The following is a 21483-nucleotide window of genomic DNA, read 5'->3' on the forward strand; positions in this document are numbered from 1 at the left end:
ATAACCGTTATCATCAGTTGTTTTAATGTATTGCTTATTGTTTAATGTGAAAGTGACCTTGACATTTCTTGCAACATTACCATTGTCGTCAAATACGCGAACAGTATAGTATTTGCCTGCTCCATAATACATTGTCAAATCCTTATTTTCACTGATTCTTGCAGAAACTTTAAGATTTTGAGTTTTTACCTCACCAGTTCCATAATTGATAATTTTAATAACGTAATTACCAGTATTTAAATCAATATTTAATTTAGCAGTGCCATTTTTATCAGTGGTTAATTTATAAATCTTTGAGGCAATTACCATATCTATTTCAGTGTCCTTTAAAGGATTTCCCTTTTTATCAAGCAGCTTGATTTCATATTGTGAATTTAATGTCCTGGTTGCATCACTTGATATTATTGAAGAAAAAATTTCAACGGTTGATAATATTGAAGTTCCATGATAGTCCTCATCTTCATTAAATAGAATGTTAATCTCATGGTTTCCAATGACCGGCAGAACAATCACAGCAACGCCATTTTCGTCAGTCCGATTTTTGAATATTTGATTGTTGATTATGAATTGAACGTCCTTATTTTTAACTGTAAGATTATTTGTCACATCTTTTAAAACAACTGAAAAATAATTACCATAATAAAATTCATTGCCACTTAGGATAGTTAAATTAGTGTCATAATAAATATAAAACTCATAAAAAATATCATCGCATTCATAAACATAACTATTTAAAAATGCCCTGACACTATGGTTTCTACTTTTGAATTTGCCAAAAGTGAATGTACATTTCCCATTTGTTGTTTTCTGCCTATATAATACATCATCAATCAACAGGTACACATATTCTTTTATTGGTTGAGACAATTCGATGCTGAACTCAATATTATCCCTGACTTTCAAAGACATATTGACTTTAGTTTTAGATACATTTAAATTAGCATCTTTATTTGATGAATCATATCTGTATGTGGCATCATTATAACTGACAGATATTGTCTTGTAACCAGCTTCAGAGAATAAATATGAAAATTTGGCAATTCCCTCATTTACACTAACACTTTGAGTTTTATTTTCCATATTAAATGTAACAACACCCTCAGGAACAGGATTGTTGAATTGGTCTTTAATTAAAACCGTAATTTTAACAGGATTTGTTTGATTTTCTATAATTACCTCCATAGTAGTGTTAATCAATGATATAATGATTGATGTTGAATTGGCTGATGAATTATAGATATATCCATCGTCTTTAAATGTAGCAGAAATATTATTTAATCCTTTTTTGTCAAATATATGACTCAAGTAGGCATGACCATCATAAACATTGACATTATAATCTTTACCATCAATTCTGAAAACTACAATACCCCTATTTACTCTTTTACCATATTCATCAATAACATTTGCAGTAATGTTAATTGGATTATACTCGTTTGAAACATTCAGTGAAATTGAAGTGCTGATTAATGAAACATTGATTAAAATTGAATTGTAAGATGTATTATAACATTCATATCCATCATAATATGCAGTCACATTATTTAATCCAAAATTAGTGAATGTATGATTTAAACTAGCAATTCCGTTTATAATACCAACAGTATAGTTTTTACCTTCTATATTGAAGATAACACTACCATAATTTACCGGATTACCATCGATATCAGATACATTGGCCACAATAGTAACTGCATTATGTTTTGTGAGATTATTCAGATTAGCAAATGTGATTATCAAATCTTTTGAATACAAAGCATAATCATTTGAGTCGACATGGCCTATTTTGCTAAATGATACTGTATAGTTATTGATTCCTACATGAATTGGCACATCCGATAGTTTGGCAACACCATCTTGAATTGGAACAACATATTCATTTCCTGAAACATTAAATAGAACATTACCTTTGTTTACTACATATCCCCATTCATTATAGACAGTAGCAGCTAAATCCAGTAGGTCCAATCGGATATTTTCTAATTTAACATCAACACTTGTAGTGATTGGATTTAAAACAGTGAATGCCTTAATGCATGCAACCTGTGAATTGTAAGTGTGTGTGGAATATTTCCATTCCAATTCATAAAAGTCGGTCCAGTTTTGACCATCATAGCTTAAAAATGAGGTATTTTCCTTATAATAATATTTTTTGAAGCTGACTCTTTCCGAAATTGGAACTCCTGCTTCACCATCAACTGTTATGTTAAATACAATTTCAAAAGTGTCACCTGCCATCAATGGAATGATTTCATTAAGATTGAATGTGAAATAGCCCGGTTTTGAAAATCCTGATTGTGTGAGCTTTAGCTGATTATTTACATAAATTGAAAATGTATAATTAGTATTTTTTTCAAACATTGTTGAAACTGCAGCCAGATATTCATTTTCGGTTGCATTGAATATATTCTTGTACCAGACAGTGCTTGAAGAGTTTAGGAAGAAATCTGATTTGCCCTGAATGTCATATTGGTAGTTTTTATCGAATCTTATAGTATCATTCAGGATGAATGTGAAAACTGAATCTGTATTGCCAATCGGAGCGCAAGTAGTATCATAATAAGACACATAACCGTAACCGTGGTCTCTCCAATTTTCCCCCCAACTGTTTTTTATTATCCATCCACCCTTTCCAGGAGCATTGTTGAATACAAGATCATCATCCCATCCAACAATTACAATAGCATGATTAGGCTTATGATTATCTGAATAATATTGCTTGCCATATTTATCAAAACTAGCATAAATGGATGTATAAACTGCACCATAAGTCATTAAAGCCCGTTTTATTTCATCATTATCTGTGAAATTGTTTCTTTGAATGAACAATACATTTTGAACATGCATTAAACTATTTAAAACTTTGGAAAATAGGGTATTTAATATATATTTATCATCACTTTCCAAAATAGGACCCAACCAACTTATGAGGTAGTTATAGCCCATTGAAGCGATTCCTCCAGTATTGGTTTCATAATTCCATCCGTAATCACTGAATGATCCGAATATATTCTTCAAATTAGACTCTGACAAGTCCAAATTATCTCCTAGAGCTTTGAGTATACAGGATTCAAGTGTAGCGAGAGTAGCGAATGCCCAGCAGTTACCGTTACTGCCCTGATCTTTTACAGAGGTGACATAACCCAACTGCCTCAAATCATATCGGGATGGAAAATCAGTGATTTCAGTTGAATCATAATTATATAATGTATAATTGTTATTGCCTATGAACAGGTTTATTTCCATGGTTTCATAGAAGTCATCCGGACTTGAATAATTATTATTTTCAACGGTAGAATTGAGATTATAGAATAAATACAATGACTTAGGAGTGTTATTAACAAATGAGTTATCCTTAATTAAGTTATATTCTGATGCATCAACAAACAGTGCACCTCCATTATCTGCAGAATTGTTTATAAAATTCGAATTGATAACACGAACTGACTTATCATTAAAAGAATAGACAACACCCCCATCAACATCAGCCTTATTATTTCTAGAAGTGACATTATTTAGATTTAAAGTGGTTCCAATAGTAGTGATTGCTCCTCCAAACAGCTCAGCATAATTGTTGATAAACAAAGAATCCTCAATATTCAATGAACCTGATTTAACATAGATTGCACCACCCGATACGGCAACATTATCTGAAAAAGTACAATTTTTCAAGGTGATGTCACCCATATTTGAATTGATTACTCCACCATACATTTTTGAGCAGGAATCATTAAAAATTGAATTGTATGCGATAAATTTTCCGTTGTTTGTAATAGAAGAACCGATAAAAGTCACATTATAAAGTGTCAAGGATTTTGAAACTACAAATCGTGCATTATCGACTATGGTATTTGTTGCTGATTCTCCAATAATGGTTACATTATTTACAGTCAATCCACCATTTAGGGCATATTCTCCACTAGCCAAATGAATAACAGAGTTATCGTTAATCCTATTTGTAGTCAATTCTTTATAGGGAGTATATATTGAACCGTTCCCGTCATCATTTTCAACATTAGCATCGAAATAATAGTCATCGCCAATCACATTACTTTCATCACTTACCTCCAAAGCTGTCTGATTGTCCATTGCATATGTTGCCGGTATCAAAATCAGCAGACATAAGAGTGAAAATAATGCTATTAATTTATAATTTTTCAAGCCATATCCCCCGTTTTAACAATTTTGTCAAATAAAATTATAAAACGATTTATAATATATCTATATTTGGCTTTAATATTATAAATAGTTGTTTTAAAAAAAGGAAATATTTAATTAATGAAGTTGAATTGCTCTTCATTAATCAAAAGATAATTTATCAGCTCGGATGAATCAAGATTCTCCCGATACAAATCGACTGCTGTGATTTGTGAGTTATGGTATGTCCTGTAATACAGGATTGCCTTGTTGGTGTTGTAGCAGGAAGTGTATATTGTGTATTCATACAAATCGGGATCATCTATGAATGTGCAGCCGTTCTGCTGCTCGACTGAGCCCAGAATATGGAAAAACTGACCTACACTGCTTGCCTCATCATTATCCGAATAGGAATTTGCACGGGTAAATGCAACCTTTGCAAATCTTGAAGCTGATGACAAGTCACCCGGAAGGCCTATCGCACCCATACCTCTTGAGTACTCCTCCAAATCAACGCCAAATGTGTTTTCAGGATTTTTGTTAGACAATCCCCTATAGTTATTCAGGTAAAACAGCTGCTTGTCAAAAGGAGGATTGTTGGTCAAAACGCCGACAGGATTGTCATAGACCTTCAGGCCGTCGGCCAAGGGTTCAACGACAATGGCTTCAACCTCATCGGAAATCATCCAGTGAAGCGGGGACAGTGGAAGCTCATCGGCAAAGTTAATGTTTACAAGATTGATTTTTCCTAATGCCTCACGGGCTTCAGACACACTGGAGCAGGTCCCAAGCAGATAAGGAATCAGCTCAAAAGGAGTGATATTAACCATATCCTCTTCAAATTCCCTGTAGACCGCATTTCCAGCAAAGTTCAGACCTGCAATAGCCAATCCCTTTTCATTGCATGCATCATAATATAATGGATACTCGTCAATGCCTGCAGCTATTCCGATTATAGCGTAATGGGTTTTAATATCATCTATTTTTCTGAATTTAAGCTCATAATTTCTTGGAGTAACGGTTACCCTTTCGTTATAGGATATTTCATAGTCAAAGTTACGGCCAAAATAATGATTGTCCGTTATATAATTACTTGCTGTGCACATTTTATCACCTTATAAAAAATTTGAATATTTCAAAGCCCTTTGCTTGATATCTGCAAAGGTATCATCAATCAGCAGTTCTCCATCTTTAAATACTGTCTGAAGGTAATCTTCACCTTCACTATCAATTGAAACTGTTCTGAAGGAACTGTTCTCTCTTATTAGCTTGAATCTTCCTGTCTTTGATTTTTTACTTGAATCGAGAGGATTCTTGAATATGTCATGCCAGACACCGTCACGCAATTGGGCTGAACATTTGAATGCGTTTCTCTGGGTGTCACGATTGACGGCTGTGTGCAATCCTCCGCCCATACCGAATATGATGTTCTGGGCTGCCCATCCGGCGGATTTCATGGCAAACAATATGTCACGGATTTTCTGATAGTTCAGTCCGTCACCCCATAAGAGTCCTATGTTCAAGTCAAAGACCTTATAGCCCTTGTCGGTGAGATGGCTTCCAAAGCCTTCAGAAAGCAGATTCAGACAGTCAATGGTTGTGGATACAGGCTCACCGCTGTCCGGCCTGAATACGACCTTGTTATCCTCACCATCCAGGAAATTCAGAATGGCCTCATTAAGTTCTGTTCCGGATTTTCCGGCTTCTTCGAGGAAGTTCCTGTAGTTGTATGAATCTATAACCAGTGACAGGACTCCATCCTTTGCATTATCGATTACATTGAGAATCTGTGAAATTTCACCTTCAGGACCGAGAGATGTCATTACGCTGTGTTCGGTTGCCTGGACTGAAAATCCATATAGGTTGGAGTCGTTGTAATAGTTTTCAGGTATTGTCAGTGCCGCAATGGTGTCTGTTCCAGAAAAGCTGAGCAGATGAGCTGATCCGGAAAGCATTGAGGATTCGGTTGAAGTCGCACCCCTGTATCCGAAATCATGCAGCATGAAGTCAAGATTATCCTTAACGGAACCTGTCACTTCAAGATAGAAATTGCACAGTTTCCTGACCTCCGCTGAAAGGGTTGCTACAGTTGAAGGGTACCAGACCTGCAACAAAAGAGGTTCCAAGTAATTAGGCAGCCAATAAGACTTGTCATCGGTGTTTTCGACTGTCATCAGTGCATTTCCTACATCAACAGGAGTTCCTTCCGCAACAGCCTTTATTTCAATCGGCAAATGGCCGTCATGTTCGTCCAAAATATATTGCCAGCCATCCCTGTTGAAGATATCCGGACCGATATGATTGGCAATCAGGTTATCGGCTTCGTCAATTTTTTCCTGAGTGACAATCTGGCCTTCAAGATATTTCTTGATGATATATTGAAGTCCGTAAAAAATTGTTTTGTTAAACTCAGCACCTACTCTACTTTCAAGGTATGAATAAATCTTTTCAGTGCCTTTAGGATAGAAATAGTGATGAGTTACCTTATAACTGTCTGTTAAAAGACAAATGTTTTCTATCATAATATCACTTTTTAATAGATATTAGATAGTTGAATAATATAAATGTTACGAAAAAAAGAAAAAAAGAAAAGAAACTAGATGTAACTAGTGTCTTGTTTTCTGAAGTGTGCTTGTGGGTGATCGCATAATGGACAAACTTCAGGAGCTTCTTTTCCATAATGGATGTATCCGCAGTTGTTACATTTCCATGCGATTTCTTCATCTTTCTTGAATACTTTGTCAGCTTTGATTTTGTCAGATAATGCGTTGTATCTGTCTTCGTGTGCCTTTTCGGTTGCACCTGCTGCATCGAATAATGCTGCAATGTCATCAAAGCCTTCTTCACGTGCGGTTTCTGCAAATTCTTTGTACATTACGGTCCATTCATGGTTTTCACCTGCTGCTGCATCTGCAAGGTTGGTTAAAGTGTCAGGCACTCCTCCACCATTCAATAATTTGAACCAGATTTTTGCATGTTCTTTTTCATTGTCAGATGATTCTTGGAAAATTTCTTTAATTTCAACGTAACCATCTTTTTTAGCTTGGGATGCGTAAAATTCATATTTTACACGTGCTTGAGATTCACCAGCGAGTGCTGCTTTTAAATTTTCTTCGGTTTTAGATCCTTTTAAATCTGCCATTTTATCATCTCCTTTTGTATAATATTAATCATATGATATTTATAGTTTTAGTAACCAAACAGTTACAAATCACCAGGTTAGAACTTCCCTATCAATTTTGAAATCCTCATATGAGATATAGGCAACATTCCGGTCGCCTTCAAAAATCTTCAATGCCAAATCCTCTTCAACGCTTGAGATATAATCCTTCAGCTCCTCATAGGCATTCCATTTAATCGAATGCTTCATGAACTGATTTGCGGGAAATTCCCATCTCAGGTTATCTCCCTGATAATACTGGATTATTCCATCGGCATACTCCTTTGCCTGCTCGTCAAACAGGTAGTCTCCATCAACCAGCCCCCTTATTGATACATCATTATGTCGGGGGTGCCTGATTAAAAATACGACCATTTTGTTCATTGAATCACAAAATTAAAAAAAGAAAAAAAGTTAAAGAGCTTATTTGAAGTTGGTAGCTCTTTCTTCGAAGTGTGCTTTTGGAAGTCCACATACAGGACATTTTTCAGGTGCGTTAGGTCCTGAAAATACGAATCCACAGTTTTCACATTTCCATTCGATGTCTGCTTCTTTGTTGAATACTTTATCGTTTTCAACATTAGCGAGTAAGGTTCTGTATCTTTCTTCATGTTCTTTTTCGATTGCTCCTACTTTTTCAAATAAGAATGCAATCATTGGGAAACCTTCTTCTTTTGCGGTTTCTGCGAATTCTTTGTACATGGAAGTCCATTCTTCGTTTTCACCGTCTGCTGCTGCGTTGAGGTTTGCTATTGTGTCTGGAATTTCTTCATCGTGTAATAATTTGTACCAGATTTTAGCGTGTTCTCTTTCGTTTTTAGAGGTTTCCATGAAAATATCGTGGATTTGAACGTAACCTTCTTCTTTTGCTTTTGCAGCAAAGTATTGGTATTTAGTATGTGCTTGGGACTCACCAGCAAAAGCTGCTTGTAAGTTTGCTTCAGTTTTTGTACCTTTTAATTCAGCCATTTTATACATCTCCATTATAAATAATTGAAGTATCTATTCTATATAGAATAATATTATATATAGAAATTATCATTTAAAAATTTATTGTAAAATATTAAAAATTAAAAAAAAAGATAGCTTAAAAAATATTTAAGCTATGTCTGAATATAACAATCCTGTTGCCCTTGCAGCAAAGAACACCAGGTATGGAGATACAATAATTGAAAGAATAGCTATTCCATTAAGGTAACCGTTCAATCCATTTATTATTGCATTGATAACAGCAATAATCACAAAAATCAGAATTACAACAACAATAACTTTTCCGTATCCAATTCTTCCAATATCCCTGAATGCTTCGGGAATGTTCACTGCCTCTCCAATGCTTTCGGTTTTTGCAAGTCTTGATTTACCCATAGTTTGGATAAATGAAAAGAGTATAAGAAATATGAATGCAACAATTCCTGTAATCATCAAAGCGGTTCCGAAAGTTAATAGTATTGTTTGCGGAACAGCATCAGCGACAGCCACTGTGGCATTGGCCGGAGCAGACATTGATGCCATCATCATTTTGTTAACAACTGTATAAGCAACTCCAAATAGGTTTGTGGCCCATGCAACAATCAAGATAACAATAGCTGGAATAATGAAGTAAACGATGTTTACAACCAAATATTTGATACCGGTTATCAGGTTTCCTTTCCAATTGAATTCAGGTACCTTTTCATCATGCTCAATTCCTGACTTAATAATGCTTATCTGATATCCCATAATTATAAATCCTACAATCAATCCCACAACGAATAGAATAAGACCTAGGATAAAGATTAAAGAGTTATTTGCCAATCCTACACCAAATAAGATAAATCCAAAAGTTACTAACAATCCTGCAACTATTGCCAATACAATATATATTGCAAGTTTGGCCAAATCAGTTGAAGGAAATATCATAGCTTCCTTAATTATTTCCATTATTTCCATTTTTTCACCATTTATTTAAAATTAATCACTCTAATTGAGCTATGAATATTTATTCATATCCTAATATATAAACTTATTAAAAAATCACGTGAAAAGTAATAATGAATGGTTTAAATTGATTAAAAAAAAAGAAGAAAAGAAGATGAATAGAATTATTCATCTACACCGAAGGATTTTTTGAGCAATTCAGCGTTTACAAATCCTTCCTTATACATTTTACCGGTAGTTAAATCATTGATAACTACTTCTGCAGGAGCGAACATTCCCTTATCGATTTGGTAGAAGTCAAATCCTGCATCTTTAAATACGTCGAAGAATGGTTTACCATATCCATCAGCTGCGGAAGATGGTAATTGAGCAGCTACAGCAGCAATGTCATCTCCTTCTTCGGATTCAACATAGTAGTAGGTTCTTCCACCGAACAATACTGCATCGTTGGTTTTTCCCATTGCCTTTAAGCCGTCTGGGTCAACAGGTGCAATCGGTGCAATACCTGCAGCATGTTTAACTTTGGTAACATCAAATTTAATGAATTCTAACATTTTGTAAGTTCCGTTTTCAACAACTCTTCCTGCAATTTGGATGGATCCAACGAGAGAAGAGGTAGGAGCTACAAGCAAGTAAACATCTTTAACGTCAACATCACATTCGTCAGCAATGTATTGAGCTACTTCATCGCCTGGCAAGACATCAGCTTCCAAGGTCAAGATAGCCAAATCAGCGCCTTTGTCATCGTAGCCGATTTCTTCATAGGTTTCTGCAGGCTTTAATGAGATTGCCCTTGCAGGTCCTGAACCTAATGCAAAGAAATCACCGACAGATACTGACCAACCTGCTTTTTGTGAACCTAAGGTTGAAATAGAAGGTGAGTCGGTTTTGATTTTTACAGAAGGAAGTGCGAATTTTTCAGACAAATCTCCAGGAATAGAAATTCCAACATCTGCAAGTCCTCCAAGACAAACTTTAGTATAAAGTTCTCCTGCTTTAAAACTTCCATCGACATTTACACCACAGTCGATAACAGTAGCACCATTATCTAAAGTTGCAACAGCGATGTTTAATTCATCTGCTTTTTCAATCATTACATCTACGGTTTTTTTAGCTTCTACATTTACACTTACCATAGTTTTAACCTCTAAATAATTTAACTTAAAACATTAAGTTATTGTGTAAAAATTTATTGTTATTCTTATTTAAACTTGACTAAAAGATTTTAACAATTATTCGGTGTCAATTCTTTTACGGGATATGATTAAAAGCTTTTCATCTGATGATTCATCAATAATCCTTTGAAAAGCAGATTCAGATTCAAGTTTTGTAAAAGCAAAGAACCTGACACCCTTGGATTGTGCATTTAATGCAATGTCAACCCATATATCCTCCTTGTCAACATATTCAGAAAGATATTCAATGCTATTTAGGGTATGCGGGCTTTCTTTGGCAACATTCACAAGCATAGTCTGATTTTCCAGTTTCAGGAAAGCCTTTTCACGATTATAAAAAAAGAAATTTAAGTCTAAAGGGTTTGCACCTTCCCTTGATGGCAGGACATCATAGTTATGGTCATGAAGAGCAATATCTGCCAATACGCTTTCATCAGTCACCTTGCTAAAAGCGATGCCTGAAATCTCCTTGTACTGACTTCTGTCAACAATATAAGCCAAAAGAGATTGGTTTGAAGTTGATTGTACAATAAACAATTGCATTTCCTTGCTGAAGTCATTCAAATTGTTTGTTTTGAAAAATGATTCATCCAGATTTCCAATAACCCTCTGACGGGACTGCATATCAAAATTGGCGTTTTTCATCACTTCCTTCTTAAACCATTCAGGATAGATTTCCAGAAGTTCACATTCATCAAAAATATGGTCCAAAGTCACATCATCTGACAGATTCCATTCGGACAAGCTGGAAACGTCAACTAATGAACCGCATTGCTTGAACATGCCTTCCATTGATTTTATATTACTTACATCCCAATCCTTCAGATCTGAAACATCTTCCAAATCTTCACAATGCTTGAACATGCTTTTCAGGGATTCGACACTTGAGATGTCCCAAGAATTTAAAGCTGAAATGTCAGTCAGGGAAGAGCAGTTTTTAAAGAGATATTCAAAGGAAGTGACATTTGAAACATCCCATTTCTTCAATGCTGAAAGACTCTTCAAGGAAACGCAGCCTTCAAAAAGACCTGAAATTCTGGTGATATTGGATAAATCCCATTTTTTCAGTGCAGAAATGCTTTTTAGAGAATAACAATATGCAAATAATGATAAAAGACTTTTATTATTAGTCATTTTACCTAAATCCCAATTGGACAATGCAGAAATATTTTTAAGACTTACACAACTTCTAAAAAGTGCAGTCACATTAAATGCATTGGTCAGATCCCATTTTTTCAAAGCTGAAATATCCTCCAGAGATGTGCAGAACTCAAACAGGCATGCGGCATCCCTTACATTGCTGACATCCCAGTTGGACAATGCTGAAATGTCCTTAAGATGAACACAATCGGCAAATAGGTAATGCATATCATCAACATGGCTTACATTCCAATCCTCCAATGCGGAAACATCCACAAGCGAGGAACAGCCCCTAAACATGCATGACATATCGATAACGTTTGACATGTTCCAATTTTTCAATGCTGAAATGTCCTCCAGGCTGGAGCATCCGTCAAACATGTTGCTGGTATCTGTTACAAGCGAAACGTCCCACTTGTCAAGAGCGGCGATTTCAACCAGGGATTCACATCCTGAAAACATTTCCTTGGTACTGGCAATATTTCCAACACCGAATGTGACGACAGCTTTGAGATTAACCAAATCCTTGTATCTACCTTCTATGGATGTTTCACCGAACAAATCCTCACTAATATATAAAATATCTTCACGATTTTCAACATCTTTCCAATTGGTCAGGTTAGTACCATTGGTCAGGATAATCAAAACATTAAATTCCCTTAACTCATAAATACTTTCGGTAGTTGTGTTTAGATGTTCAAAATCATATAAATCTGTCTTAGCCATGTTAATCCTCGTTGATAGAAATAACTTTGTTCAATATAATATATAATCATATCACAAGATTTACCCCTATCTGGAATAATTTACAAAATCAGCATTAGAAAGTTTAGTTGCAATGCGAATCAGTATCTGTCAAAATGCACTTTTGACGCATCATATCTAAGTTTAACCTCGCTTTCCTGAGCAGGCCAACCTACACAGATTACAGAAAAAGGAATGCAATGGTCGGGAATATTCAGATATGCCTTTAACTTTAATGTCCTATCCTCAATTGGATGAAAACCTAGCCAAACGGCACCCAGACCCTCATGAGTTGCCTGCAGCAATATGTTTTCATTGCATGCACCCAAATCCTGTTCGATCATGCCGATGACCTTTGCCTCATTGAGATTGCCTATAGTTATTATCAAATGTGAAGCCTTTTCAGCAGGCTTTGCAAACTTATGCATCCTAGAAATTGCCCGCTTATCCTCAGGATTTGATACAACAATGAACTCCCATGGCTGAGCATTGCAGGAAGAAGGAGCCTGCATTCCTGCCTTCAGGAGGTTTTCAATAATATCATCGGGGACCTTTTCATCCCTGTAACTGCGGACGCTTTTTCTTTTAAAAATCAAACTCATCTAATCACCGAACAACTCTTCAATCTCTTCTCTTACAAACGGATAATCATTGGAATCCGTCAAAACCTGAATTTGGTCAGAATAATTTATTTTAAAATCCTCCGTTGGAATCACATATTTGCCATTCCTTATTACAGACACGACAATTGCATTTTTCGGGAAAGGAATATCCTTGATTTTGAAATTGATATAATTGCAGTCAAGAGGCACAATATATTCTGACATGACATGTTTTGAAGGCTTTTTAACATATTCCCTATTTTTTTTAAAGAGCAGCCTGTCGTATAATGACTCATAAATCGGTTCGTTTCCTAAAAGTGTTGGAACGACATAAGCTATCAGGGAAACGATAATCATTCCTACCAGAGATTCGGTTGATCCGCTCATCTCTGCCAAAAGAACTATTCCTGTAATCGGAGACCTTACTGTGGCTGCGAAAAATCCTGCCATTGAGATTACGACAAACCTATAAATCAAATCATGCTGCCATCCGAATGCGGGAACAACTATGCTTCCAAATACCGCACCGATATAAGCTCCCAATACAAGAATCGGTAGGAATATACCTCCAGGAGCTCCTGATGAGAATGAAAACATTGAAAAGAGGTATTTTAAAACCAACAATAATACAAGAACGCCAAGTGAAGGGACAGCTATATCCAGCATGTCCATCATGAAATGTCCCCCATCACTGATTTCAGGAATTAAAAGAGCCACAACACCTGATACCATGAATACCAGCACGAACTTGAGCCAGGAAGGAATCTTTAAATTTGCAACAATGTCACTGGATTTAATCATTCCGATATTATAGATATATCCTAATAATCCTATGAACAGTCCCAATACTACTAAAATCCAATAGGACGGCAACGGAATGGTTAAAACCGGGAAATTGAGAATTGTTGATTGGCCGAAAATAATTTTTGAAATGAAATCGGATACTATAGCTGACACCAATGCAATGAAAACCAAGGTCTTGTCAAACCCGTGATTTATCTCTTCAAAAACAAAAAGCACCCCGGCCAATGGAGCATTGAAGGCAGCAGTGATACCGACCGCAGAACCTACAAGTATCAGCCTCAGCTCATCGGTCTTTGATCCCTTAAATATTTTTGCGATACCCTTGCCCGCCATACCTCCAATCTGGACTGACGGACCTTCAGGACCGAGTGACAGACCGCCAAGAGCTGTCAGAACCCCTGCAACTATTTTTGAGAAAAGCACCTTTGCCCAGTTAGCTTCCATATGTCCTTTGACTTCAGCATAGACCTGAGGTATTCCGCTTCCGGCAGAGTCAACTTCCCATTTGGTCAGCCAATCGATTAAAATACCCATCACGGCCAAAGCAATGAAAAATAAAATAATGTATAAGACATTTCCATGGATTATACTTAAATAACCTCTTAAAACACTTTCTGAACCTGCAAGCAAGAACCTATACAGACAAACCATTATTCCTGCAAATATGCCTACCAAAACTCCCTGAATGGTCAGTCTAAAGATATGTCCAGGGTTTTCACTTACAGATCTAAATGTTTTTTCAAGAGATTTCATCAATTAATGATTTGTTTAAAATCATATAAAGTTATTATCACATTCCCCCATTATTTGAATGTGAAAATAATTTTAAAAAAAAATGAAAGTGGATGAAAAATATCCACAACAATGTTTAAAACAGGTTATTGAAATCAAGGGTGTCTTCGACTTCAATACCATTTCTCATCTTCTCTCCTGAGTTGTATGCATCGTAAATTGCATAAACCCATACAAGAACCCATAAAATCCATCCGATTAGAACAAAGATTAGAATCCCTGAAATAATAGCTAAAACAAACAATATGATTCCCTTCTTGGTCAAACCCAAATAGACCTGGCCCAAACCGATTATCAAAAATGACAATAGTGCCGCCAAACCGGGACTTTTATCGTTGCGAAGCACAGTAGTGGTAGTGCTATTGACCACCTGTGGCGCCATGGAGGTAGCGTTTCCGCACTCAGGGCAGAATTTAGTGGCCTTAGGCATTTCAAATCCACAGTTTGAACAGAATTTTGTACCGGTTTCACTCGCTTCTTCAACAACTATTTCAGCGCCGCAGTTTTTACAAAACTTTGCTCCTTCAACAACTTCCTCTCCGCAATTTTGACAATTTACCATTGTTTTCACCTCAAATTAAAAACATCTTATTTTAATATATGATTCGTAATATTTAACTGTATTCGTTCCATCAAATCATTTTTATGACTATTGAATGTCCCAGAAGAACAGTTTAACACCCCATTCTGTTAAAAGCATTTGTAATTTGTTTTGTAGGGACCATATTAGGTATTCACAATTGAAAGGAATGACAGCAATCAACATACTGCCAGGTACGCTTTTATGAAAAATCACAATTGACTGTCTGAAGGATTATGAAATGCGGCAAAAATCAGACAAAAATCCTGTCTTTAAGGGAAAGTGATCGGACCCAATGAAGAGGAATTTGATTACTGGAAATGAGTTATCATTTCCCGAACACACTCCTTCTCGGAAAAATTAATTTTAAAAGTGATTCATCTACTTCAATGCGCATCTAGTTTAATTATTTTTTGAATACTTTAAAATAATTAGCTACAAGGATAATAATTTAATAGGATTACATCATTTATGTAAAAATAATTAAGTGAAATTTTAATTAAAATGTATACAAAAAGTCATTGAAAATTAGAAAAAAATGATGAGGTAGATGAAAATCATCTACCAAACTTTGATTTTTGCATTTTTAACAGCCTTTTTATAATATTTATCACCTTTAAATGTAATAATTGCCTTGTATGTTCCTTTTTTAGTCAATTTCTTAAGTTTGAATATCGCTTGGCCTTTTTTGTTGGTTTTGACCATATAGGTTTTGCCTTTGACCTTAAGATATACATTGACTTTTTTAATAGGAGCATTCCTTTTATTCTTTAAGGTAACCTTATACTTCTTAACATATGTTTTTACGTTAAATTTCTTTTTTGAAGCAAATATATAAGGTTTAGCTTTTTTAACAACAAGTTTAATGTCAAATGAGACAGATTCATACTTTTTGTCGCCCATAAATGTTATTGTTGCAGCATATGTCTTTGGAACCAAAGAAGAGATAGGAACCTTAATCTGTCCGTTAGCGTCAGTGGCATACTTACGGGTCTTGCCGTTTAGCTTAACGACAAATTCCTTATTAGCAATTCCCTTTCCTGATTCATCATTTAATGTTGCAGTCAGATATTTGCCCTCATTATAAACACTATCAAAATTATACTTGTTTATAGAGATTTTTTCCTTTATATCCTCTACTACAATGACTACATCATAAGAATTTAATTCATGAGTCTTATTTCCGGCAAAACTAACTGTAGCATTATAAGATGCAGGTGCCAAATCCAATAAAAATTCTGTTTGACCATTATCATCTGTCTTATTATAAACTGGAATGCCGTTTACCTTAAATACAAGGGTTTCATTTGTAATAGGATTGCCGTATTTGTCCTTAAAGGTTACAAGCAGGTACTTTTTCTCACCGTAAGTGTAGGTGACATTAGATGCAATGATTTCAGTCGGAATCCTGTTGATGGTTACTTTTATAGGAATGCTTGAATTTATATATCGATAAGTGTCTTCAAATTTAATGTTCCCCTCATAAGTTCCTGCATCCAAGATACCAAAATCAAAAACCGCTTCGCCGCTGGCATTGGTTTTTAATACTTCATGAATTGGACTAACATCAAGCTTAAGTATAGCATTTTCGATAGGTTTTCCATTGAAATCAGTTAATAGGACAGTCAAATTTCCTGATTCTCCCAGAATAAATGTAAGATTGTCTGCAGTGATGTTGGTGTTGAATCTGCGCACTTCAATGTTGATATTCAAAGTGGATTCATTATAGTTATCCTTTCCCCAAAATTTAATTACACCAGTGTAGTTTCCCACATCCAATACAGGACGTTCCAAATCAAAAAAGACCTCACCGCTACCATTAGTTACAAAATTTCTTTTAATGGAAGTGTCCAATACATCCAAAGTCAGATTATAACCCTCTAAAGGAGTTCCAGCATCATCAGTCAATTTAGCAACGATTATTCCCTCACCAGGGACTGTAGTTATATTATCAGCTACAATTTTAGTACTAACTTTATCATCCTCGTTTTGTATAGTATCATCAAGGCCACCATACTTGGATAAATCATCTTGATTTGAATCGCTTTGCTCCAATTCAGTTTCTGCATCTGCAACTTTTTGCACATCAGAATTGCTTTGTTTTAATACGATTTCTTCATCAGCAATTATTTGTGCATCATCAGCATTTGAATTTGCAGCACTGATAACTGAAATTGAAGAAGCAAAAACGATTAAAAATAATAGTAACATCAATAATGTTTTCTTATTAATCATAATTTCCTCCAAAATTTATATTAGTATAATATATTTTCCTAATAATATATAAAATTAATATTAGTTTTCTTTTTATCCTAATATGTATTACAATTAAAAAAATTAATATACAATATACAAGATTGGTTGAAATTTAAAAAAAAAATAATAAAAAAGAGTTTATTTAAAAAATAAAAGAAAAGGAAAAAGAATAAAAAAATAATTAATTATTTTTTACCTTTCCTTTGAACAAAACATAGTGTCAATAAAGAAATCAATAAAACAAATAATGGATTTCCAGTTTCATGAAGAGTATTCTTAGCAGCGACGGAATCACTTACTGCAGAAGCAGTATCTAATTCATCATCAGGCTCTTCATCTGGTTCATCCTCTGGTTCCGTAGGATCAACACCTGATCCTTCAGTGCCAGCTGTTCCATTAACTCCTTCTTTTATCAAAACAGTGTCAGTATCTTCTAATGTTTCATTTGATCCACTATAACCTGCAACAGCAGTATTGGATTTTTGACCAGTGGTTAAGGCTTTAAAGAACAATTTCAAAGTAACAGATTGTCCTGCCCCAATTTTACCATTGTAATACCAAGTATTTTCTTCACTGACATAAGTCCAGTCTTCCTTATCAGAATAGTCATAATATTCCAAACCTTGACTGTACTCTTTATCTGTGATATATGCTCCAGTTATGGTTTTATTACCAACGTTTGAATAAACTATGGAGAAACTTACAATATCTCCGACTTTAGCTTCCTTATAGTTGGAAATCTTATCAATAGAGAATTTTGCTGGTCCAACAACGGTTTCCGCTTCATCATCCAATTCCATTTCTTCTTGGGATTCCTTAGTACCCCAATCTTTCCATGCCCAGTGAATATGAGCTTTGTTAACCAATTTTCCTAATTCAACAGCTTCGAATATAAGAGTTATGTTTAAAGTGGAACCTGGTTCCCAACCATCCCATGTTTTATACTTGATAGTAACACGGTCAGAGGTATTCACAATGGAGTCATAGTTACCTTCCCACAAGTTACCATTCTTATCAGGATTTATTATATATCCTACGTATTTCAATCCTTCAGGGAAGATATCTTCAATTACGAGGAATTGTTCTCCATAAGCGTTTGAATGGTCAAAGTAGGTAATGTTACCTGTGTTTTCAACAAATATTTCATAATAAACAAGGTCACCTAAATTGACTGATTCGTTGAGACATTTTTTGGTCAAGTTTATTTCCGGCTCTTCCACTGTTATACTGGCCAAATCACTGGTACCCCATTCACTGAATATGAAATTACAGGTTACACCTTTCTTATGAATTGAAAAGTGAAGTGTAATGTTCAATGATGAGCCCGGTGCCCACTCCGGCAAACCGTTTTCATCCACGAAACCGTTTTCTATTAAGTCAAAGATTATATGAACATTTCTTTCACTAGTGACATTCTCACTGACATGAAGTTTGACAGGTTCCCCCTTCTCATTAACGGAGTTTACAGTAAAACCTTTATAGACCAATCCTAAATGATAATAATCATTCAGTTCGATATAGTTCTTATCGGTATAGTGTAATGTTCCATTGTTTTCAAGGAAAATCTCATAGTCAACAGTGTCCCCTAAATCTTTAAAATCACTGTCAGGAGTCTTGGTTAACTTGAGGCTAGGATCACCAGCATAAGCAACACCATATGCTCTTGAAGTTGCCAATTGGTCTCCAGATACTTTTGCAGTGTTTCTGAGTTTTCCATCTTCAGCAGCTGTGAATAAAACTTTGAAATTGAAAGATTCCCCTTCATCAAATCCATTTGGTGATGCATAAGAAAGTTTCAAATGACCAACACTTGAATCGGCGCCTAACACATCGCCGTCAACCGCTCCCAATACAGGATTGGTGGAATCGTGAGCTGATGTGTAGTAAACTGAATCTCCGCTCAAATTTGGAATATCCATAAAACCCATATATTTGAGTTTATCTGCATCGAAATCAATATCTATAGTGAAATGATCTCCATTATACCTGGATCCTTGGTTTTTAACAACATAATCGAAAGCTAAAACATCCCCGACTCTCATAGTCTTAGCACTAGGAGTGTCGGTAATAGTGATATCCACAGGTTTTGAATTGACTGTAACTGATTTTGAAACATTTGGATATTGTGTAATGGCAATACTGTTTACAGAGGTTCCATAGTCCAAGACATTGAATGTGACTGTAAAGTTGAAACAGTACATATGACGGAAACCTTCTTCACTGATATTGTAAGCGAACTGTGCAAGATTATTTCTAGGATTTATCTTAGGTACAAGATAATTCTCTGCATAATAGTTTCCGTCAAAAGGATTTTTGCCTGGAGTGTAACCTGCATATTCCAATACATTGGAATTATACCCGAAGTTTATTCCAACAAAGCGATACCCTTCAAAAGGTTCCGGATAAAAAGTACCACCATAATTTGTAACAACAACAATGTTGAAGTTGACTTCATCTCCCTTATTTACAGTAACTGTATTTGATGGAGTGACTGTCATTCTGAAGTCTGCAACATCAGTCTGATCTGTTGATGTAGCAGAAGCAAAACCTATTACAGATGCAGTGGTTTTCATGGTTCCAGGATTTTTAACTCTGAAATTAACTGTGAAGTTAAAGTTATAACCATTTTTGAAACCTTCGTCCCCTATCCTATAACCGAACTGTGCAAGATTTTGATTAGGATACACCCTAGGTTCAAGATAATTGCCAGCGTAAACCGCTGGGGTATAACCGATATAATCCAACTTATCAGAATCATAGATGAAATTTAATCCAACGAAATGACCTGCCTGCGAGTCATACATGCCGTCATAGGTACCTCCAATATTCTCAACATAAATCTCAAATTGTACCTCATCACCAACTTTTGCATAAGGATTTAATGCAGTATTTGTTATAGTGAAATTAGCAACATCAGTTTGAGCTGTTGATTTAACATTAAAATCATGCCACATGTATGCAGTAGTTTTCAATGTTCCAGGAGTTTTAACCCTGAAACTGGCTGTGAAGTTAAAAAGAAAACCGTTAGCAAATTTATAATCGGAACAGTCATAGCCAACTAAAAGCCCATTCGGATTCATATCGAAATTTGGATTTGGGTAACCAAGATTATAATGAGTAATAGCATCATACGATGATGGTGCCTCCGAATTTATACCTGGAGTAAACGAAACAAAGTCTAATTGATCCTTATTATAATCAAAACCTATCTCTAAAGGATTACCATCAAAATCGCCACCCACATTTCTACCGAAAACATGGAAAGTAACAATATCTCCATCTTTTGCATAAGGATTTAATGCAGTGTTTGTTATAATAAATCTAGAAGAATCTGTTAGGACATCATCGCCTTCATTACTTGCTTTGATAATATTATTGTCACTATCTTTTGCATAGATAGTGGTGTCTTCATAATTAGAATAATTGAAGCTTCTAAATTCTCGTTCAAATTGTCAGTATTCGCACTGACAGAACCGATCATTATTAACAAAGTACTTACAACAAATAATAAAACTAAAACTTGTTTAACTTTATTATTCATCTTTTACCTCTAATTTTAAATCTGTCTGTCACAATTTCATAATTTCATTATTTAAGGAAAATAATAGAAAATTTTATCCTCTTACCACCTTCCCCCATCAATAACAAAATTATTCTACTCTATTCCATAACAAAATAATAACCCGAATTTCGAGCTAATTTTTGTTATTTGAATTAAATACTCATCTAATATTTAACTTGTATCTAATTTATATTACATATAATATATATACTTACTGAAACAGCTGATTTAAACAGTTTTTTTGAAAACTGAATAGAAATATAAAAATAATTAAAATGATTTTGAATATAATAATCTATTTTTATAAAAAGACAGAATTAATGGAATATTTTTATTTTTTAAACGAATGAAATGTGTTTAACAGCATGTTAAAAAAAATTTCCAAATTCATAATTATAAAATTTATACTTAAATATTAATTAGACATTCCCCATGTTATTATCAGCATTATTAATTCTTATTTTGAACCTCTCCGGCTTGTAGAAGCTGGAGATTCTTAGGCCATGCCTATTTTCTCGTCAAAGCATTTCCATTCATAATAATATGTGGATTTTCCTTGACTATTAGGCATGAAATCTACTAAGCATAGCACCATTGAACCAGTGGCGCGTAGA

At 34.9% G+C, this 21483-nt stretch carries 15 protein-coding genes; all 15 read right to left on the minus strand.

All coding sequences use genetic code 11. The features are described 5' to 3' along the window. Positions 1-4161 (minus strand): C1 family peptidase (locus tag QZN27_RS03510; RefSeq protein WP_296783682.1); only part of this gene is annotated, 4161 nt, incomplete at its 3' end. Positions 4162-4271: 110 nt separating this feature from the next. Further along, positions 4272-5243 carry a choloylglycine hydrolase gene (gene bsh / locus QZN27_RS03515; protein WP_296783690.1) on the minus strand — a complete coding sequence of 324 codons (972 nt, stop codon included), beginning with the start codon at positions 5241-5243 and terminating at the stop codon, positions 4272-4274. A 9-nt stretch (positions 5244-5252) separates the two neighbouring features. Further along, positions 5253-6659: a nicotinate phosphoribosyltransferase gene (locus QZN27_RS03520; protein ID WP_296783693.1), complete on the minus strand. Its 1407-nt coding sequence runs from the start codon at positions 6657-6659 to the stop codon at positions 5253-5255. A gap of 74 nt (positions 6660-6733) precedes the next feature. After that, positions 6734-7279, minus strand: coding sequence for a rubrerythrin (rbr, locus tag QZN27_RS03525; RefSeq protein ID WP_296783696.1), 546 nt, complete (start codon positions 7277-7279; stop codon positions 6734-6736). 69 nt (positions 7280-7348) lie between these two features. Then, complete coding sequence (locus QZN27_RS03530) at positions 7349-7681, minus strand: hypothetical protein (RefSeq protein ID WP_296783699.1); 333 nt, start codon at positions 7679-7681, stop codon at positions 7349-7351. A 39-nt stretch (positions 7682-7720) separates the two neighbouring features. Next, positions 7721-8266, minus strand: coding sequence for a rubrerythrin (gene rbr, locus QZN27_RS03535; protein ID WP_296783702.1), 546 nt, complete (start codon positions 8264-8266; stop codon positions 7721-7723). 129 nt (positions 8267-8395) lie between these two features. Beyond that, on the minus strand, positions 8396-9226 hold the full coding sequence (locus QZN27_RS03540) for a DUF4013 domain-containing protein (protein ID WP_296783705.1): 831 nt from the start codon (positions 9224-9226) through the stop codon (positions 8396-8398). 152 nt (positions 9227-9378) lie between these two features. After that, complete coding sequence (gene mch, locus QZN27_RS03545) at positions 9379-10350, minus strand: methenyltetrahydromethanopterin cyclohydrolase (protein WP_292885484.1); 972 nt, start codon at positions 10348-10350, stop codon at positions 9379-9381. 96 nt (positions 10351-10446) lie between these two features. Further along, positions 10447-12255: a BspA family leucine-rich repeat surface protein gene (locus QZN27_RS03550; RefSeq protein ID WP_296783710.1), complete on the minus strand. Its 1809-nt coding sequence runs from the start codon at positions 12253-12255 to the stop codon at positions 10447-10449. Between the two features lie 119 nt (positions 12256-12374). Continuing rightward, positions 12375-12875, minus strand: a complete 501-nt coding sequence (locus tag QZN27_RS03555) for a nitroreductase family protein (RefSeq protein WP_296783713.1) — start codon at positions 12873-12875, stop codon at positions 12375-12377. Beyond that, entirely contained in the window at positions 12876-14432 is a 1557-nt protein-coding gene (locus QZN27_RS03560) for a ClC family H(+)/Cl(-) exchange transporter (protein WP_296783715.1), read from the minus strand. Positions 14433-14547: 115 nt separating this feature from the next. Further along, positions 14548-15033, minus strand: coding sequence for a zinc-ribbon domain-containing protein (locus QZN27_RS03565; RefSeq protein ID WP_296783718.1), 486 nt, complete (start codon positions 15031-15033; stop codon positions 14548-14550). Positions 15034-15612: 579 nt separating this feature from the next. Then, a complete protein-coding gene (locus QZN27_RS03570) occupies positions 15613-17286 on the minus strand; it encodes a hypothetical protein (RefSeq protein ID WP_296783720.1) in 1674 nt (557 codons plus the stop codon). A gap of 206 nt (positions 17287-17492) precedes the next feature. Continuing rightward, a complete protein-coding gene (locus QZN27_RS03575; protein ID WP_296783731.1) occupies positions 17493-20549 on the minus strand; it encodes a hypothetical protein in 3057 nt (1018 codons plus the stop codon). 92 nt (positions 20550-20641) lie between these two features. Then, complete coding sequence (locus QZN27_RS03580) at positions 20642-20797, minus strand: hypothetical protein (RefSeq protein WP_296783734.1); 156 nt, start codon at positions 20795-20797, stop codon at positions 20642-20644. Between the last annotated feature and the right edge of the window lie 686 nt (positions 20798-21483).

Source organism: uncultured Methanobrevibacter sp. (genome assembly GCF_900316895.1).
Taxonomy (GTDB): Archaea; Methanobacteriota; Methanobacteria; order Methanobacteriales; family Methanobacteriaceae; genus Methanocatella.